This window comes from Neobacillus oceani (assembly GCF_046237595.1).
GTDB lineage: Bacteria > Bacillota > Bacilli > Bacillales > Cytobacillaceae > Bacillus_D > Bacillus_D oceani.
Genome location: NZ_CP143543.1, coordinates 3,174,903 through 3,194,345 on the forward strand (window position 1 = coordinate 3,174,903; position 19,443 = coordinate 3,194,345).

The following is a 19,443-nucleotide window of genomic DNA, read 5'->3' on the forward strand; positions in this document are numbered from 1 at the left end:
CTGGAGTTTAAAGGGGGTAAGCATTCCATTCGTGCTGGGAAGTTTCCACCAATCCTTCCCTCTCTGCAAGCCGTAAAGAAACGCCCATGTCCTTATCATTACTTTTGCTTCGATAGTTGCTATGTACTTTATTATAAGTAGTTGCCGCAAAAAAATCAAGCCGGCAATGCCATTTCGTCCAGCCCTAAGCCTTGGCTGGAAAATCAGCCGGTTTATGGAGTTCGACCCTTTCTTCGAAGATGTTCATGATCGTCCGGATAAGGGGCATCTCCGGTTCCTCCGCGTATAAATGGATTGTCGAAGGGGCAATCGAGAGCAGCGGGGCAATTGAATAGGAATCCACATAAACCGGATGGTTGATTAATAGTTTCCTGTCAATCATTTTTGCAAGATCGGCCCTCTTCACTTCGGCCAATTTTTCATCGTAAAATGTAATTTCGTCCCCCGTAAGCACGTGAAGCAGATTCATCCGCGCGGGGCGCCCCTGGACGAACTCCCTTAATGACTCTATGAAAATCAAGTATTCCTGCTCCATTTTATATTCATCAATCGAAAGGGCCGCCACTTCCTCCATGTAGTCAAAAAATGGACGCAGCCTAAATTTCACAAAAGAATCGAAAGAAAAGCTTGTGCCTTCCTTTAACATCTCCCTAATCGATTCCTTGACATACCCCTCCGGCCCATTTTTTCCAAGGAAAATGAACAGCTCCCTCCTATCTCCTTCAAGGATGGAGTGCATGATGTCAATAATGTGCTGCTGCTCTGCCGGGTCGATGAAATAATACGCATCCTGCAAAATCCCTCTGAACCACTCGTCCCATTTGGCCCCGGTAAGGTATCCCCAGAAAGCCTGCACGAATTTATCAATTGAATCCCCATCAAGGGATCCAAATAGTATTTTAGTACAATGGCGGTCTTCGATAACCTGAATTTCGATTCCGCGCCCGGCGCCCTGCAAATGCTTTTGCACCTGAGTATAGAAGCAAATGGCGTCCGGCCCGTTCTCGAAGATGATTTCTCCCAACCATATCCCTCCCTGTCCCGCTGATTCCTATAATCATATATATGGGGGACAAAGGGGGATTAGAATCCCGCCGCTTTTTGAAAAAACAAAAGAAGCCTCCTTGTGAAGGGGGCTTCCTAAACGGGTTTTTTAATTTTTCTGGCGCCGATTAGGGCCAATTAACATCACTGGCTCACTTAAATATCGAATTCTCTCCATTATCCTGCGAGCCTTCATTTGTTCTTCTTCACCACGCTGGCTATATGTCAAATGATGCTCCAGTTGGTCAAAATTAAAGTTGGAAGTAAAAAAGGTTGGAAGTTTCTCAAGCATTCTGAACTGAAGGATTGGCCCAAGCACTTCATCCCTAGTCCAACTTGACATCGCTTCAGCACCAATGTCATCAAGCATCAAAATTGGTTCTTTTTTTAAGGCATCAATCTTTTCGTTAAGAGTATGATCTCCTATCGCACTTTTCATTTCCCTAAATAGCTCAGGGACATAAACAATCATTGACGAAATTTTTTCCTTCGCAAGTTCATTTGCTATGGCACCAAGCAAAAAGGATTTTCCTACTCCAAATTTACCATGTAAATAAAGTCCCTTTGGCTTTTTTCCCTCAAGGTAATCCGCCACAAAAAAAGTTGCTCTTTCAACGGCATCGAACCTTCCTTGAGATCCATCGTTAAATGAATCAAATGAAGCATTCAGAATATCACGGGGTACATGGAGACTCCTAATAAGCCTCTCATTCCTTCGTTTTTCATCCGCCATTACCTTACGGGGGCACCGCTCATATTCAACATCTATTGAATTCCTATGGACAACCAATTCCGGATGATATCCCTGCATAATGTTGATACACTTATCAAGGCTCTCACAGCCTTGGCATTGCTTGCTCTGATTTTTATATTCATAAAGTTTAACCATACTTCTTTCAATCATGTTATCTGTAACGATATTTCGATTTTCATTCAAAAATGACTGGATATTTGGGTCTGACATAATTTCAGATTTCATCTGTTCATAACGTTTCATAAAGTTTTCATTGGATGCAAGCCGTTTTAACGTTTGGTTAATTCGTTCCACCTATTTCCCTCCTCTCTTTTCACGTATTGATTTTAATTTTTCCTCAATTGCCTTTTTTCTTGCCTCTGCATCTTTTTGAGAGCCGTGTTCTACCTTTTCGGTTTTATCCACTTCATTAAACCAATCAGGCAGTATTTCCGTCCGGATTGGCTTTTGTTTTGACTGTTTTTTCCCGGCAGGCGATTTCGCGCTGCCCGAACTCCATTCAATATATTTAGCATGTTCCTGCCTTGACAGTTCCATCGCCTCTTTAACCGTCCGTATTTGTTTTCTCGCCCAGTGGCCCGCCAGCCGTTCAACATAGCCCTTCGTCAGCTTCATGTCGGTTTTCAGCATGGCGAACTGGATGAGCACATTGACAACCCCGGGAAGCAGCTGCTGATTCAGCATGACGCCTTCAATCACTTGCAAATCAGCACTAGAAGGTTCTGCCCCGCCCGATAAGTCTTTCATAACCTGAAGGGGGGAAGCTGTCTCCAAATACCTGATCAGTTTTTCTTCCTGGGTTTTCGGCTCCTCAAGCTGGACCCTATCGGCAATCGGATGGACTCGTTCGGTTAATGCGGGAAGCTTGTCGTAATTCTCGAACTGGTACCAGTCCCTGGCCGCCTTCCGCAGTTCTTCTATGTCTATTTCATCCTTTTCGTTTACGGCGCTAAGAACGATGTTTTTCATTTGTAGCGCATCGATATTGTACAGGAAGGCCAGGTTGCAGATTGCATCTTTCACCTTTGGGGTAAGCGACCTTTTTGGAACAAGGGAATCCCCCAAACCCGAAACAAGGAGATCGAAATTGAACGTTTCGTGCGGAAGCTGGATCGGGTTGGCAGATTGCCTGCCAATGAACTGCTGGCCTTTTTCGGCATCGAGCTCTTCCGAATGGTCCTGCAAATATTGAAGAGTGTTCGATGGAGCCGAAACAAATATATCCTGAAAGGGTTTTGTCACTTCCTCGTACCCCTCGTGCTCGGACATTGTGCGGTCACAAAAGAACCGCTTCAGCCGGAGGAAATGGTTTTTGCCGATTTTCCTATATAGGTAAACGTTGAGCATCCCATCCACAAAAAATTGCTCCGGGCTTAGCGGAGGCTGCAGTTCATAGATGAATGACCGGATGTCATCCTCGTTCTTGACATGCGTTTTCAACAAGCCGATTCCTTCCAGCTTGAGCCTGGCCTCATATATCCTTTTCAGGTTCAGGCCTGAGAGGTTCATTAAAAAATGATGGGAAGATGCCTCAGACCATAAACGGTTTTCCTCAACCTCGCTCCACAATGTCATATACACACTGAAGCAATCAGGCCCAATCAGGGGCTGATAAAGAAGAGAAAGTATTTTTCTATCATACTCATGGAGCAGCCCATTCGAGGCGACTATGTATCTATCAACCGGAACAAGTTCCTGCCAGTGCTGGGCCATAACCTTAACCCCTTTTCTCTTTTATAGAATTAGGCAAAAACCCTCGTAACTTCAGTCATGAGATGAATCGCCTTCGGATACGGTATAGTGCTAAAAAATCGAGGGATTTTGTATTAGATTAAGTTTCCGACACGCAAGACAATCATTCGTATCGTTCAATATAGATGGTATAATATAACTGGAAATTGTTCTTTGAAAACTGTACATATAGGGTTGATGCAGGAAAAGCTCTGCATCGTAAAATGTTCAAGCAACACGAACAAAAACGGTTGCATGTAGCGATAGCCAAGCACATGTGATAGATCAAAACGGGGTTTGCTTGGTTCCTCGTCAAACAGTTCACCTCTTACAGAAGGTGATTAAATCGGTATGCCAACAGGTGCATATTGGGCTGTTAAAACCAGAAGGCGATTTTTGCCTTTACAAGCTCGTGACTTCAGTCATGAGTTGTTGACAAAAATGAGGCATCCGCTCCCGTTTAGCGAATGCCTTAAGCTCGGGCATATGTAATGGAGTTCCATTCACTTGCCATTAACTCTTTTCCTTTTTTATTAATTCCTTCAGTTCCTCTATAAATACATTAATATCCTTAAACTGCCGGTAAACGGAAGCAAAACGGACATAGGCAACCTCATCGACCAACGCAAGCCTGTCCATCACCATTTCACCGATCACTTCACTGTTAATTTCGGAAGTTCCCTGGCTGCGTAATTCCTTTTCCACATCACTCGTAATTTCCTCAAGCTGCTTGAGGGCGACCGGACGCTTTTCGCATGCCTTAATCAGTCCGCGCAATATTTTATCACGGCTGAATTCTTCACGAGTACCTTCTTTTTTTACTACAATCAACGGAATTTCTTCCACTTTTTCAAATGTCGTAAAACGGTAGCTGCACTCCTCGCATTCCCGCCTTCTTCTTGTGGAACGCCCTTCATCGACGGGCCTTGAGTCAAGTACGCGTGTACCGCTATTTTGGCAAGCTGGGCATTTCATTTAATCAACTCCAATTGTTTCCGGGATTATGCACAATGCAACCGGGTTGAAATTGTATTCCGTCATCTTTAATCTTATAGAAAAGAGGGGTTTTTCACAAGGATTATTCGCTGTTTTTTCCAGAACCAATATATGTATGCGCCTTGTCCAAAGCCTTGTATAAATCAAGGGCGATTCCCCTTAGTTTCCCGTAATTGGCCATTATCGCGGGGCGTTCCGTTGACAGATGGAAATCCACCGCTGTTTCGAATGGCCTCACATTCACAATTGTCGCAATCAGGAAGCAAGGTAAAGGTTCGGATAGCTCACAGGCAATTTCCCCACGTTCTTTTGATGATTCCACAATCCTGCATCCCGGCTGTTTGCCAAGAATCCCTTCCAGGCTTGTGAACAACGGGTCTTTACCGGAACGGTAATAATGCGTCCGTAGTCCGCCATCGGGGTTGCCTTCGCTAGTTGCACAAACATTTGAAAAACGCTGCATTACATTCTTAAGCACGATTCCTTCCTCCACCGCATTTTTTCCTGCCTTAGGGTTGTTTACTGCAGGTTGGACCTTCTATACCAAGTGTACAACATTTCGGGGAATAACAAAATCAACAAACGCCTTGGATTATCCCCGAATAAATACGGGCGTCGTCCTAAATGGTCCGGGAAAATATAAAAAGAGGCGCAAGTACGCCTCTTTGGATTCGTCAGTATGAAATTACAGGGCTTTCGCCTGGTTTACCTGTACAGGGCCCATGCCGCGAGGAAGTTCAATATTCTCGCGTGTCTGTGCATTCAACGCTTCAGCGATATAATCCGCTGCGACATTTGGGTTCAAATCGCCGCACGTATAAACGTCGATGCTGGCATATCCATGTTCAGGAAAGCTGTGAATTGTCAGGTGGGATTCGGAAATAATGACTACTCCGCTAACTCCCTGTGGCGCAAATTTGTGAAATGCCACTTCCCGGATTTCGGCTCCTGATTTTAGAGCAGCTTCTACAAAAGTTCTTTCAATAAAATCCATGTCATTCAGCTTTTCAAAGTCGCATCCCCACAGTTCGGAGATCACGTGTCGTCCCATAGTTTCCATATTAAATTATCCCCCTCAAACATTTTTGCTTCATTCCTGAAACCATACAATTGACGGTAACTGGTAATTACCACGGGGGAAAGTTAGTCCAGAGAGGTCCTAACCCTTTAAGTAATTAATCGCTACCTAATTTCAAGAAGTTCACGATGACTAGTATACTTTGTTTATACCCTTTTTGCAACCTATGAAAATGAAAATTTTAAAAGGAAAGATATTGCTCTTTTTCTGGATGGTTTTGGTCGGTTCTATGGGTTTCCCCATGCTGTACCTGCGGGTTTTTAAGTGGGTGAAATGATTTAGTTGGTAAGAAAAAACTGCTGCCTATTAATCGGGTTTCGGCCGGACATTGTCACTCATTTGGATTTCGATGATTTCCTTTCTGTATCACCCTGATTTGAGTGACTTCCTTTAGGGAAAACACACAAACAATGTCACTCATCCTGATTTGAGTGACTTCCTTTCACGAAATCATGCAATCAATGTCACTAATCCTGATTTGAGCGACTTCCTTTCACGAAATCATGCAATCAATGTCACTCATCCTGATTTGAGTGACTTCCTTTACAAAAATTGCACTTACAATGTCACTCATTCTGATTTGAGTGACTTCCTTTACAAAAATTGCACTAACAATGTCACTCATTCTGTTTTGAGTGACTTCCTTTCACGAAATCACGCAATCAATGTCGCTCATCCTGATTTGAGCGACTTCCTTTCACGAAATCATGCAATCAATGTCACTCATCCTGATTTGAGTGACTTCAATTCAGGAATTAGGCACTTTGTTGTCACGATTCGGGGGCTTGCGTGACAACTAAACCGGATTCTCAGCTTTGGTTGTCACGATTCGGGGGCTTGCGTGACTACTAAACCGGATTCTGAGCTTTGGTTGTCACGATTCGGGGGCTTGCGTCACAACTAAACCGGATTTTGCTCTTTGGTTGTCACGATTCGGGGGCTTGCGTGACTACTAAACCGGATTCTGAGCTTTGATTGTCACGATTCGGAGGCTTGCGTGACAACTAAACCGGATTCTGAGCTTTGGTTGTCACGATTCAGGGGCTTGCGTGACAACTAAACCGGATTCTGAGCTTTGATTGTCACGATTCGGAGGCTTGCGTGACAACTAAACCGGATTCTGAGCTTTGGTTGTCACGATTCGGGGGCTTGAGTGACAACTAAACCCGATTCCGAGCTTTGGTTGTCACGATTCGGAGGCTTGCGTGACAACTAAACCCGATTCCGAGCTTTGGTTGTCACGATTCGGGGGCTTGCGTGACAACTAAGCCGGATTCTGAGCTTTGATTGTCACGAATCCTCATTTGAAGTGACATCCTTTCTACGATCTGGTCGATCTTTGTCACTCAGTAACCGGGCTTTGAATTCAAATCAACTTCCAAAAAAGCTGAACATTGCACCCCAAACAAGCAAAAAAAGCCGCCATCACGGCGGCTTTCACCATAACAGCGGCTTTTCTATATTATCCTACTTTTATTTCCGTTTTAGATGCAATTTGCTTGGCCACATACAGTATCAGATCGACGACACGGGATGAGTAACCCCATTCATTATCATACCAGGCGAGGACTTTTACTTTCCTGCCGCCCATGACCATTGTCGAAAGGCCATCAATAATTGCGGAATGGGAATTTGTATTGAAATCTACAGAAACAAGCGGCTCGTCGGTATAATCGAGTATGCCTTTCATTTCTCCCCTTGAGGCTTCAATAAACACTGAATTGACCTCTTCCACGGTTACATCCTTTTTCAAGTCAACAACCAGGTCGACAAGGGATACATTTGGGGTCGGAACCCTGAGTGACATCCCATGAAGCTTCCCCTTCAGTTGCGGCAGCACCAATCCGAGCGCTTTCGCCGCACCCGTCGTTGTCGGGATAATCGATTGTCCGCACGCCCTTGCACGCCTTAAATCCTTGTGTGGATTATCGATGTTCTTTTGGTCATTTGTGTAGGCATGTACAGTTGTCATCAGGCCGTTTTCAATCCCAAATTTCTCATCAATCAACTTCGCGACCGGAGCTAGGCAATTTGTCGTACAGGACGCGTTTGAAATGATATCATGCTCATCAATATTTAATGCGCTTTCATTTACGCCCATCACAATCGTAATGTCTTCATCTGTTCCGGGAGCCGTAATGATGACTTTCTTCGCTCCTGCATCAAGATGGAGGGCCGCCTTTTCGCGTGAGTTGAACTTCCCGGTTGCTTCGATTGCAATATCTATTTTCAATTCCTTCCAAGGCAACTGCTCAGGATTCCTGTTGCTTAGAAGCTGAACACGCTTTCCATTTACGATAAGTTCATTTTCAAGCGCAATCACTTCACCATTGAAAGGGCCATGCGTCGTATCATATTTAAGTAAATGCGCAAGTGTTTCAGCGGGATAGCTCGCATTGATAGCAACCACATCAATATTTTGTTCCACGATGGCTTTCCGGAAAACCATCCTTCCAATTCTCCCAAACCCATTGATCGCAATTCTCGCCTTCATTATTCGGCTCCTTCCACACTATGTTATACTTATGTCTGCTAATTCGCATAATTAGTATAACATAATTAAATCGAATTGTGATGATTAATGTGCTTATTTTTTCGCCTTTTTCAATTGTTTTTTTAAAATGGATGACATAAAAAATACAGGCTCCCTTCCAATGGGAAAGCCTGTATCCTTGAACTGGCTAGACGCCTTTTTCATTCCGCCAGCGCCCGAGTATTTCAAGGAGCTGCCGATTTGTTTCTCCAATATCTCCATTATTGTCAATCACAGCGTCCGCCATGTCCGCTTTTTCAGAAAGGGGCATTTGCGAGCGGATCCTGGCCTCAGCTTCTTCCTTTGAGAAAGAATTCCTTGCCATGAGCCGTGAAAGCTGTGTGTCCCTGTCAACATAAACGACGAGTGTTTTATCCGCCAAGTGGGCCAACTTGCTTTCGAAAAGGAGCGGGATATCGAGCATAATAACTGGAGCACCGGACATCTCAGCTTCTTTCCTCTTTTCGGCCATCCTCTTTCGTACTTCCGGATGGGCAATCCCGTTCAGCAAAAGCCTTTTTTGCTCATCATTGAAGATGAGCGCCCCAAGCGCCTGCCTGTCTATCCCTCCGTCCGGCAACAGGATTCCGGACCCAAACGATTCGACAATTTTCTTGTACGCCGGCTCACCGGGTTCGACAGCGAGCCGCGCCTCGATATCCGCATCAATGACCGGTATGCCCATTTCCCTGCACATGTTTGCCACGGTACTCTTTCCACTGGCGATTCCGCCGGTCAAGCCGATTGTCAATGCCATATGATTACCCCGATTTATAAATTTTGCGAGTCCAATAAGATAAGCCAACCCCGTAAACGGTTAAAGCTTTTGGCAATTCGGGCAGTAATGGGTTCCCCTGCCGCCGACAACACCTTTAGAAAGCGGTGTTCCGCAGTTTTTGCAAGCTTCCCCTTTTCGTCCGTAAACGAGAAGGTCAAGCTGGAACATTCCCATTTCTCCCTGGGAATTCACATAGGAACGGATTGTGCTGCCGCCCTTTTCGACCGCTTCTCCAAGCGTAGCGACAATCTCATCATACAACCTTATTATTTCCTCCCCATCGAGCGTGTTAGCAATCCTCTCCGGATGGATGCCCGCCCTGAAGAGCGCCTCATCCACATAAATATTCCCAAGGCCAACTAGAATCTTCTGGTCTAGCAGGGCGGTCTTTACTTTCCGGTTTGTTTTGCCGAGTTTGCCAGCCAAATGCTCTACCGTAAATTCCTCTGAAAAAGGCTCGGGCCCCAATCCGAAAAGAGGAGGCTGGTTGAATTCCGTTCCTTTCAGGAACAAGTGAAGTGTCCCGAATTTCCGTACGTCCCTATATCTTAGCTCAGTACCATCCTCAAAAAAGAAAATCGCATGGGTATGCTTATCGACCGGGTCCCCGGCTTTTTCCAATGAATATTTACCCTCCATCCGCAAGTGGGAAATAAGGGCATAGTCTTCGGTATAAAAAATTAGGAATTTCCCCCGCCTGCCGATTTCAAGAAAGCTCTGCCCCCTTAAAGCGTCGGTGAATTGGACTGTGTCCTCCGGGTTTTTGACCATTTTCGGCCAAAAAATCGATACATTGCTGATTGTTTTTCCGACCACAAGCTGTTCAAGTGTCTTCCTGACGGTTTCTACTTCCGGCAGTTCCGGCATTCACAGCCCTCCTATCCAAATAACTGTTCACGCCTATTTTGCATCGTACCAGGTAGCCCCGTACGAGTAATCCACTTTTAGAGGGACTTTCAGTTCAAGGGCGTTTTCCATGATCTCAGGAACAAGTTTCTCGAGCGTTTCAATTTCCTCACGCGGTGCTTCAAAAATCAATTCATCATGAACCTGAAGAAGAAGGCGAGCTTTAAGGCCCTTTTCCTTCAGCTCATCAGCCATGTCAATCATCGCTTTTTTGATAATATCGGCCGCGCTTCCCTGGATTGGCGTGTTCATGGCAGTCCTCTCTGCAAAGCTCCTTAGGTTAAAATTCCTGCTGGTGATTTCGGGAATGTATCTTCTCCTGTGCATTAAGGTTGTGACATATCCAGTTTGCTTGGCCACTTTTACAATATCCTCCATGTAATCATGGACTCCCGGATAGCTTTGAAGATACCGATCTATAAACTGGCCAGCTTCCTTCCTCGTAATGCCCAGGCTTTGGGAAAGGCCAAAATCGCTGATTCCGTAGACGATTCCGAAATTAACCGCCTTGGCGTGGCGGCGCATATTCGAAGTTACCTCATCCGCTTCGACATGGAATACCGCCATTGCCGTCTTCGTGTGAATGTCCTCTCCCTGTTGGAATGCCTCTATAAGCTTTTCATCATTCGCGATATGGGCGAGCACCCTTAATTCAATCTGGGAATAGTCCGCCGCGAAAATAACCCAATCTTCCTCGGATGGGATGAACGCCTGGCGGATTTTCCGGCCTTCTTCAAGGCGGATTGGGATGTTCTGCAGGTTCGGGTCCGTTGAGCTTAGCCTGCCTGTTGCCGTAAGAGCCTGATTGAATCGGGTGTGGACCTTATCCGTATCAGGGTCGACAACCTTCAGGAGCCCTTCAATGTAAGTGGACTGCAGTTTCCCTAGCTGCCGGTAATCAAGGATGAGCCTGATGATTTCATGGTCCTCCGCCAGCTTTTCAAGAACATCTGCGGAAGTCGAATATCCCGTTTTTGTTTTTTTGCCGGAAGGAAGGCCCAGCTTTTCAAATAAAATCGCTCCAAGCTGTTTAGGGGAATTGATATTGAATTTTTCGCCGGCCATCTCATGAATCTTTTCTTCGATGACCTCCAATTTATCATGTATTTCACTGCCCATTGCCTTAAGCCGGGCAAGATCCACCTTTATTCCAGTTGATTCCATATCAGCGAGGACAAGCGTCAACGGCATCTCAAGCTCATTGAACAATTCATACTGGCTGTTTTCACGCAGGCCTTTTTCCAAAAGTGGCTTTAGCTCCGCTATCGAAATTGCCTTTCTGACAAGATGCCCGGCCAATTCATCCTCAGCGGGAACCTTCCGTTTGGCTCCCCTTCCGTAAAAAGCATCATCCGCCTGGACATTCCTGAATCCAAATCTTTTTTCGATCGTGGAAAGGTCGTCAATATTCGCTGACGGGTCGATGATGTAGGAAGCAATAAATACATCGAATACAATTCCTTTAAGATGGATTCCGCGTCTTCGCAATGCCACCTCGGTCGCTTTCGCATCATACACAATTTTCTTTTTCGTTTCATCCTCAGCCCATTGCTTGAAGGCGGATGACTGAAGGGCTTTTTCCTCTGAAAAATAAAACCTGCCCTTTTCACTTGCTATGGCCATTCCAATGATTTCTGCAAAATGGTAATTATCTTCAAGGATTTCAATATAAAAGGCGGTTTCGTCGCCAAACAATTCTAGACTGATTTCAGCAGGTTTTTCGTAGTCGACTTCCGCCAAATCCGCCCCGCTCTCATCTTCTCCGGTACCTTCCCCAAGTTTATCCAGCAGCGAATTGAAGCCAAGTTCTTTAAAAATGGAAAAGACTTTCTCCCTGTCAAAGCCTTCATAGGAAATCTCGGAAAGCTTTACTTCTATTGGCGCCTCCCTCGTAATGGTCGCGAGCTCCTTGCTCATTTTTGCCTGTTCCTTGAATTCCTCAAGCTTTTCCCTCAGCTTCTGCCCACTCACCTTGTCTGTGGACTGAAGGAGATTTTCTAGAGTTTCATATTCCTTCAAAAGCTTGATTGCCGTTTTTTCACCGACTCCGGGAACCCCCGGGATGTTGTCCGAGGAATCCCCCATCAAACCTTTCATATCAATGATTTGCCATGGTTCAAGGCCATATTTTTCTTTTATATGTTCCGGAGTATATTCCTCAATATCTGTAATGCCCTTCCTTGTAATGCCGACGGTCGTTTTATCGGATGACAGCTGTGTAAGGTCCTTATCCCCCGATATGACCCTTACTTCAAAGCCTTCTTTTTCGGCCTCGAGGGACAGGGTGCCAATAATGTCATCTGCCTCATAATTTTCGAGCTCATATCTTGGTATCTGATAAGCATCCAATAATTCGCGGATAAACGGAAATTGCTCGGACAGCTCAGGCGGAGTCTTTTGCCTTCCGCCTTTGTACTCGCTGAATGTAGCGTGCCGGAATGTCGTTTTTCCGGCATCGAATGCAACGAGCATATGTGTTGGTTTTTCATCCTCGAGAATCCTCATCAGCATCATCGTGAAACCATAGACGGCATTCGTATGGATACCCTTGTCATTATTGAGGAGAGGCAAGGCAAAGAAAGCACGGTAGGCAATGCTGTTTCCATCAATTAAAACAAGCTTCTTCTTTTCCACATTTTTTCCTCCTGTTCCTTTGCAAAACCGGCCCTAAATTGTAAAAACTTCCTTTTGCATTTAGGAGCCGTTTTTTCCTTGATTATCTTCCCCGGGCCAGCTTGCGGAATTCAAGGATAAATTCGCTCCCTTTTCCCGGTTTGCTTTTTACTGAAATCCTTCCTTTGTGGGCTTCAACGATATGCTTTACAATGGCGAGCCCAAGGCCTGTTCCTCCTGAATTTCTGCTTCTCGCCCTGTCTACCCTGTAAAAGCGTTCAAAAATCCGGGGTATCTCTTTTTTCTCTATCCCTAGGCCCGTATCCTTGACAGAAATCACGATATCATTTCCGGATTCGCGGATGGTAAGTTCAACCTTCCCTCCAGCCGGAGTATAATTGATTGCATTCGAGATGAGGTTGATTAATACCTGCTTCATCCTGAAAGGATCGCCTTCCATTTGAATTTCGGCAGGAACAGGATGGACAACGAGATTGATATTTTTTTCATTTGCTTTCCCCTCAAGGATCGCCACAATATCCTTAACCATTGTATCGAGGCTAAATACGGAGATATCAAGCCTGAAATTATGCTGTTCCAATTTTGAAAGTTCAAGAAGTTCCTCGATCAGCCTTTGGAGCCGGTCACCCTCCTTTAGGATAATTGATAGGAACTCCTGGAGCGCCTTTTCATCCTTCATCGCCCCATCAAGCAGTGTCTCGGCAAAGCCCTTGATAGAAGTAACGGGCGTCTTTAACTCATGCGAGACATTCGCGACAAAGTCCTTTCTCATTTGCTCCAACTTTTTCAGTTCCGTTATATCGTGAAATACAAGCAGGACACCTTTCCAGACATTGTTCGTTCCGATGATGGGCAAAGCGGATACGTCGAAATACTTCCGTTCAATCAAAACTGGCAAAATAAACTGCCTTCGCTGTTTTTGTTCTGTTATGAAAATGTCTTCAATCATTTCACGAATTTCCCTAAAAGGGATGGCTTCGTAGTATGGCCTATATAATAAATCGGCAGGCTCCACCTCAAATAATTCCCTGTAACCCCGGTTAATGAGATTGATTGTTCCCCTGCTGTCGATTAGGACAAGGCCGCTGCCGATATTTTCGATCAGGGTCATCAGCCTCTCCTGCTGCATGTCCCGGGTTTTGGCCATATCCTCAAGGTTTCGTGCTAGGACGTTAATGGAAGAACTCAACAGCCCGGTCTCATCGGTTCTGTCCTCTACATAGGTCCTTGCCCTGTAATTCCCCTTTGCAAGCTCCATTGCCACATTTGCGGCCGATTCTATTGGCCTCGCGTATTTACGTGTAATCCTCATCCCCAAAAGCACGATAATTGCAAGGGCAAGGCTAAGGCTAATGGAGATGAACCACCAAATATGCTTATACGCATTCTTTAGCTCGCTCGAAGCCAGGCTCAAAAACAAGTATCCTTCCGTTTCCTGCCCCTTTTTCAGTTCCGTCCAATGGTAATGGACTTCCTGGTTGTCCTTTAATTTGAAGAATCGTGTTTTTTTGTTTTCACGCAAAACAATATCCGAAATTAAATCACGGGGAGCAGCGACGTTTTCCTGGCTGTTGTAAAGGATGATCCCTTCCTTGTCCACCAAAAGGATGCCTGCGCCAAGCTTGTCTCCGAATTTTTCTAATTCAGTCCTATCGGCGCCGAGAATTCCTCCGTAATCCTCGATGTACATTCGGAGCATACTGCTTTCCTTTTCAAGCCTCTCGTAAAATGAATCAAGATAATAATTTTTAAGAAGCTGGCCCAAGAGGGTGCCAAGCCCTAAAAGGACCGCGACTGTCAGGAGGACCATTGCGGTTAAAAGCCTCGTCCTATATTTTGTCATTCGCCCTTCGGTTCCTCCATTTTATAGCCCAGTCCCCTGATTGTTTTGATATAGTCGGGCTTTTTAGAATCAACCTCAATTTTTTCCCGCAGATGGGAAATATGTACATCCACAATTCTTGTATCCCCGGCGAAATCATAATTCCATACCGTGCTTAGCAGCTGGTCCCTTGTCAGGACTTTGTTTTTATTTTGCGCCAGGCAATTCAAAAGCTCAAATTCCTTTAAGGTCAGGGAAAGAAGCTCCTCTTTGAAAAAAGCTTCGAACCTTTCCGGGAAAATTTTCAGGTCCCCAATTAGAATGGCCTCTTCCTCTTCAGGTTCTTCCTGCTGTTTTTCCTGGTATTGCTCTGTCCTACGGAGAATCGCTTTTACCCGTGCCAAAACTTCACGCGGGCTGAAAGGCTTAACCATATAATCATCCGCGCCAAGCTCAAGGCCAAGTATTTTATCCAGTTCGTCATCTTTAGCCGTTAGCATGAGGATAGGAATCATCACCTTTTGCTGGCGGAGCTGCTTACAAACTTCAATGCCATCAATCCGGGGGAGCATAAGGTCAAGGATAATCATGTCGGGGCGTTCATTTATCGCCCGCTCCCTGCCTTCCTCTCCATCCATCGCCGTGATGACTTCGTATCCCCCTTGCTCCAGATTGTATTTAAGCAGCGTTACAATCGATTGTTCATCGTCGACAACTAGTACTTTTTTCTTCATAATGACCTCCGGTAATAAAAAATCCCCTGTATATCTATAACTTCCCCTAACACTATACTATAGTAAATAATTTTAGCCTTCAAGAATGGCGGAAGGGCAGCCATTGGCTGCCCTTAAAAGTTATCAAGCGCGCTGCCATCCATACGTGAGAGGCGATGTGGAGGACAGACCTTTATTTTGCCACGGACTACGTTTTCTTTGGTTTCATTCTTTCCTCCTGCAGAAATTGTTATTGTATGTGATTTTGGATCCACTTCAATTACCTCGAGTAAAAAATCGACGGTCCCATAGTGGTAAACGGGTTTAGGAAAATCCAGTTCCTGAGCGAGGATATGGCTTCCCGGACCGGGCAGATATTTTGAAATGGCCGATGTAATAATACCAGTCAGCATGATGGCCGGAACAACCGGTTTACCAAAAGGGGTTTGTGAAGCATAATCATGCTGTATGTATAATGGATTTGCGTCATTTGTCAGGCCTAGATAAAGAAGCAAGTCTTTGTCTTCAATTTTTTCGGTCAGTGCAAGTTTCTCCCCAACAGATATTTCTTCTATCCTTCTGCCGAGCTTTCTCTTTTTTCCTAAAATCATCATTCTGCCCTCCTTAGTGCCTGCCTTTCAAAAAGGCGGATATCCCAAATCAGTTTTACCTATACTGAAAACCGTGAAGGCTTTTTCCATGGCAGCCAAAAAATTCGGGGGAAACTCCCCCGAATTCGGTCACCACTTATGCAAGTACAGCCATGACATTACGCACTGATTCCGCGGACTTGTCAAGCGCGGATTTCTCGTCTTCTGTCAGTTCAAGCTCGATTACCTTCTCGATGCCGTTAGTTCCGAGAATGGTTGGAACGCCAAGATAAATGCCTTCGTAACCGTACTCGCCCTCAAGATAGGCGATTGATGGAAGGACTCGGCGCTGATCCTTCAGGATAGCTTCACACATTTCAACCAGGGAGGCTGCGGGCGCGTAATAAGCACTTCCGTTGCCAAGAAGGTTGACGATTTCGCCTCCTCCTTTACGTGTACGCTCAACAATTGCTTCAAGGCGTTCTTTTGGAATAAGGGTTTCCAGCGGGATGCCTCCAGCATAGGAATAACGGACGAGCGGTACCATATCGTCACCGTGGCCGCCAAGGACGAAACCAGTAATGTCTTTTACAGACAAGTTGAGTTCCTGGGCGATAAATGTCCGGAACCGGGCCGTGTCCAGAACGCCGGATTGCCCGATGACGCGGTTTTTAGGGAAGCCAGTTTCCTTGAAAACTGTATAGGTCATCGCATCGACAGGGTTTGTCAAAACTACGATGAAGCAATCAGGAGAATAGTTCACGATTTCCTGTGCCACGCTTTTCATGATCTTTTGGTTAGTCTGGACAAGGTCATCCCTGCTCATTCCTGGCTTTCGGGCAATCCCCGCGGTTATGACCACAATATCAGAATCCCTAGTGTCTTCGTAGCTGGATGTTCCTGTAATATTAGCATCAAACCCCTGAACCGGGCTTGCCTGCAGCATATCAAGAGCTTTCCCTTTTGTCGGGTTTTCCATTTGCGGTATATCGACAAGAACTACATCGCCAAGCTCTTTCTGGGCCAATAGGAATGCAGTGGTTGCCCCTGTGAAGCCCCCTCCGATGACTGAAATCTTTTTGCGTTTCATTGACATGTCGTTTCCTCCCTGGTTATGGTTTTACACTGGGATGCCGGCGGGAAGGCAATGCTGCCCGCCGCCGTGAAATGCAAAATGGTGCAATGGCAACCAGCCCTGCTTATTCCATATTTTTAATAAGCTCGTCACCGAATTGAGATGTTTTCACTTCAGTCGCGCCTTCCATCAGGCGGGCAAAATCATACGTAACAACCTTGGATGCGATTGTCTTTTCCATCGACTTCACAATCATATTCGCAGCTTCGTTCCAGCCAAGGTGCTCAAGCATTAGTACACCGGACAAAATGACGGAAGAAGGGTTTACCTTGTCAAGGCCGGCATATTTAGGCGCCGTGCCGTGTGTCGCTTCAAAAATGGCGTGGCCTGTTTCATAGTTGATGTTGGCGCCTGGCGCGATGCCGATTCCGCCTACCTGAGCCGCAAGGGCGTCGGAGATATAGTCACCATTCAGGTTCATTGTCGCAACGACATCAAATTCTTTCGGGCGTGTCAGGATTTGCTGGAGGAAGATATCCGCGATGGCATCCTTCACGATGATTTTGCCGGCTGCTTCCGCGTCGGCCTGTGCCTTATTCGCAGCTTCAACACCTTCTTCTTCCTTGATCCTGTCATATTGGGCCCACGTGAAGACCTTGTCGCCGAATTCCTTTTCAGCAAGCTCATAGCCCCAATTTTTAAACGCGCCCTCTGTATATTTCATAATGTTCCCTTTATGTACAAGGGTCAGGGATTTACGGCCTTCCTTGATTGCATAATTAAGCGCCGCGCGGACAAGGCGAGTTGTTCCCTCTTCGGAAACCGGTTTGATTCCGATACCTGAAGTCTCAGGGAAGCGGATTTTGTTCACGCCCATTTCGTTTTGCAGGAATTCGACCAGTTTCCTAACCTCATCCGATCCTTTTGCATACTCAATACCCGCATAAATGTCTTCCGTGTTCTCCCGGAAAATGACCATGTCGGTATCCTGCGGGCGCTTGACCGGCGATGGAACGCCTTCAAACCATCTTACAGGGCGCAGGCAAACGAACAAATCAAGTTCTTGGCGAAGCGCAACGTTCAGGGATCGGATACCGCCGCCAACCGGAGTTGTAAGAGGCCCTTTGATGGCGATTAGGTATTCGTTGATTACATCCAATGTTTCCTGCGGCAGCCATTCACCAGTCTGGTTGTACGCCTTTTCTCCGGCGAACACTTCCTTCCAGACAATTTTCTTTTCACCTTGATAGGCCTTTTCCACAGCAGCATCGAGAACCCTTACTGAAGCCGCCCAAATATCCGGGCCGGTGCCGTCTCCTTCGATAAATGGGACAACGGGATTATTAGGAACATTCAATACTCCATTTTGGACTGTAATTTTTTCACCTTGCATTGTCATTTCTCCCTCCACTGATGAATCCTATTTGGATAAAACTACGTTTTTAAAAGGTTAGAAGGCGCCTCCTAACCTTTGAAAGCGGGGGACTTGCCATACTTGGGCGTTCCCCCGCTCTATTCATTACATCAATTTTCCCCGGGAAAGTAAACCAATCCGGCAGGCGATTTTAGCGCATAGCAATCGGGATGTATTTTTGCATCCCCGGGCCAATGTAATCGGCGCGCGGGCGAATCAGCCTGTTATTGTCATATTGCTCGAGGATATGAGCAAGCCATCCGGACACACGGCTGATAGCAAAGATTGGCGTGAACAAGTCATGGTCGATGCCAAGGCTGTGGTAAACCGAAGCGGAATAAAAATCGACATTCGGCGGAAGGTTTTTCTCACCAGTAACGATTTCCTCAATTTTGACCGACATATCGTACCAGTGTGGTTCCCCTGTCAATCTTGTAAGTTTCCGTGACATTTCCCTCAGGTGCTTCGCGCGCGGGTCTCCCTTCCGGTAAACACGATGTCCAAAGCCCATGATCTTTTCCTTATTATCAAGCTTGCCTCTTACGTACGCTTCAACATTCTCTGGTGATCCGATTTCTGTCAGCATCTTCATGACAGCTTCATTCGCACCGCCATGGAGCGGCCCTTTAAGGGCGCCAAGCGCGGCAGTAATTCCGGAATACACATCGGAAAGCGTGGCTACACATACCCTTGCGGTGAAGGTTGAAGCATTCAATTCGTGGTCCGCGTGCAGGACAAGTGCCTTGTCAAAAGCCTCGACCGCAATCGCATCCGGCTCATTTCCAGTCAGCATGTACAGGAAGTTGGCGGCAAAACCAAGGTCCTTCCTTGGGGCAATTGGCTCAAGCCCTTTCCTGATTCTTGCGAAAGCCGTTACGAGCGCAGGCATTTTGGCCTGGAGGCGGACAGCTTTTCTGTAGTTGGATTCTTGGCTCATCACATCTGCCTCATCATCATATAGGCCGAGCGATGAAATTGCCGTTCTTAATGCAGCCATCGGATGGACGGACTTGATAGGGTACATTTTGAAATGATCAAGTACTTCCTGTGGCAGCCCCGCTTCGGCTGAAAGCTGTCCCCTTAATTCCTCAAGCTCCGCCTCTGTCGGCAATTTCCGGTGCCATAACAAATAAATGACTTCTTCAAAACTAGCATTCTCTGCAAGATCATCAATGTCATAGCCGACATATGTCAATGTATCGTCGATGATCGAGCTGATTGAGGAGGTTGTTGCAACAACCCCTTCTAGTCCACGTGTAACTGACATGCCAAACCTCTCCTTTCAAACTGTGTAATTTCCCCGTTCCCTTTTCCTATAGTGTAGTTGGAAGTCCGGTTTGCCCGGCTGAATTGCATGAGCGCTTGCTCGGAATTA

17 protein-coding genes are annotated in these 19,443 nt (G+C 46.0%); all 17 read right to left on the bottom strand.

Annotated elements, in window-relative coordinates; all coding sequences use genetic code 11:
- Positions 1-184 precede the first annotated feature (184 nt).
- Entirely contained in the window at positions 185-1,024 is an 840-nt protein-coding gene (locus tag V1499_RS16050; RefSeq protein WP_409270877.1) for a putative sporulation protein YtxC, read from the bottom strand.
- 129 nt (positions 1,025-1,153) lie between these two features.
- Positions 1,154-2,092: a primosomal protein DnaI gene (gene dnaI / locus V1499_RS16055; RefSeq protein ID WP_409270878.1), complete on the bottom strand. Its 939-nt coding sequence runs from the start codon at positions 2,090-2,092 to the stop codon at positions 1,154-1,156.
- Positions 2,093-3,511 carry a replication initiation and membrane attachment family protein gene (locus tag V1499_RS16060; RefSeq protein WP_409270879.1) on the bottom strand — a complete coding sequence of 473 codons (1,419 nt, stop codon included), beginning with the start codon at positions 3,509-3,511 and terminating at the stop codon, positions 2,093-2,095. It lies immediately after the preceding gene.
- Between the two features lie 531 nt (positions 3,512-4,042).
- Complete coding sequence (gene nrdR / locus V1499_RS16065) at positions 4,043-4,504, bottom strand: transcriptional regulator NrdR (protein ID WP_316570929.1); 462 nt, start codon at positions 4,502-4,504, stop codon at positions 4,043-4,045.
- A 103-nt stretch (positions 4,505-4,607) separates the two neighbouring features.
- Entirely contained in the window at positions 4,608-5,003 is a 396-nt protein-coding gene (locus tag V1499_RS16070) for a cytosolic protein (protein ID WP_409270880.1), read from the bottom strand.
- Positions 5,004-5,210: 207 nt separating this feature from the next.
- Entirely contained in the window at positions 5,211-5,585 is a 375-nt protein-coding gene (gene speD, locus V1499_RS16075) for an adenosylmethionine decarboxylase (RefSeq protein ID WP_316570931.1), read from the bottom strand.
- A gap of 511 nt (positions 5,586-6,096) precedes the next feature.
- Complete coding sequence (locus tag V1499_RS16080) at positions 6,097-6,228, bottom strand: hypothetical protein (RefSeq protein WP_409270881.1); 132 nt, start codon at positions 6,226-6,228, stop codon at positions 6,097-6,099.
- Positions 6,229-7,065: 837 nt separating this feature from the next.
- Complete coding sequence (locus tag V1499_RS16085; protein ID WP_409270882.1) at positions 7,066-8,097, bottom strand: glyceraldehyde-3-phosphate dehydrogenase; 1,032 nt, start codon at positions 8,095-8,097, stop codon at positions 7,066-7,068.
- A gap of 187 nt (positions 8,098-8,284) precedes the next feature.
- Complete coding sequence (gene coaE, locus V1499_RS16090) at positions 8,285-8,893, bottom strand: dephospho-CoA kinase (protein WP_409270883.1); 609 nt, start codon at positions 8,891-8,893, stop codon at positions 8,285-8,287.
- A 60-nt stretch (positions 8,894-8,953) separates the two neighbouring features.
- On the bottom strand, positions 8,954-9,781 hold the full coding sequence (gene mutM / locus V1499_RS16095) for a DNA-formamidopyrimidine glycosylase (protein ID WP_316570934.1): 828 nt from the start codon (positions 9,779-9,781) through the stop codon (positions 8,954-8,956).
- Between the two features lie 33 nt (positions 9,782-9,814).
- Positions 9,815-12,454, bottom strand: a complete 2,640-nt coding sequence (gene polA, locus V1499_RS16100; RefSeq protein ID WP_409270884.1) for a DNA polymerase I — start codon at positions 12,452-12,454, stop codon at positions 9,815-9,817.
- A gap of 82 nt (positions 12,455-12,536) precedes the next feature.
- On the bottom strand, positions 12,537-14,297 hold the full coding sequence (pnpS, locus tag V1499_RS16105) for a two-component system histidine kinase PnpS (protein WP_409270885.1): 1,761 nt from the start codon (positions 14,295-14,297) through the stop codon (positions 12,537-12,539).
- Positions 14,294-15,010, bottom strand: coding sequence for a response regulator transcription factor (locus V1499_RS16110; RefSeq protein WP_409270886.1), 717 nt, complete (start codon positions 15,008-15,010; stop codon positions 14,294-14,296). Before V1499_RS16110 ends, pnpS begins: the two co-directional genes overlap by 4 nt.
- 113 nt (positions 15,011-15,123) lie before the next feature.
- Complete coding sequence (locus V1499_RS16115; RefSeq protein ID WP_409276316.1) at positions 15,124-15,600, bottom strand: MaoC/PaaZ C-terminal domain-containing protein; 477 nt, start codon at positions 15,598-15,600, stop codon at positions 15,124-15,126.
- Positions 15,601-15,736: 136 nt separating this feature from the next.
- Positions 15,737-16,675, bottom strand: coding sequence for a malate dehydrogenase (gene mdh / locus V1499_RS16120; RefSeq protein ID WP_409270888.1), 939 nt, complete (start codon positions 16,673-16,675; stop codon positions 15,737-15,739).
- 103 nt (positions 16,676-16,778) lie between these two features.
- Positions 16,779-18,047: an NADP-dependent isocitrate dehydrogenase gene (gene icd, locus V1499_RS16125; protein ID WP_409276317.1), complete on the bottom strand. Its 1,269-nt coding sequence runs from the start codon at positions 18,045-18,047 to the stop codon at positions 16,779-16,781.
- 172 nt (positions 18,048-18,219) lie between these two features.
- Complete coding sequence (gene citZ / locus V1499_RS16130; protein ID WP_409270889.1) at positions 18,220-19,335, bottom strand: citrate synthase; 1,116 nt, start codon at positions 19,333-19,335, stop codon at positions 18,220-18,222.
- Between the last annotated feature and the right edge of the window lie 108 nt (positions 19,336-19,443).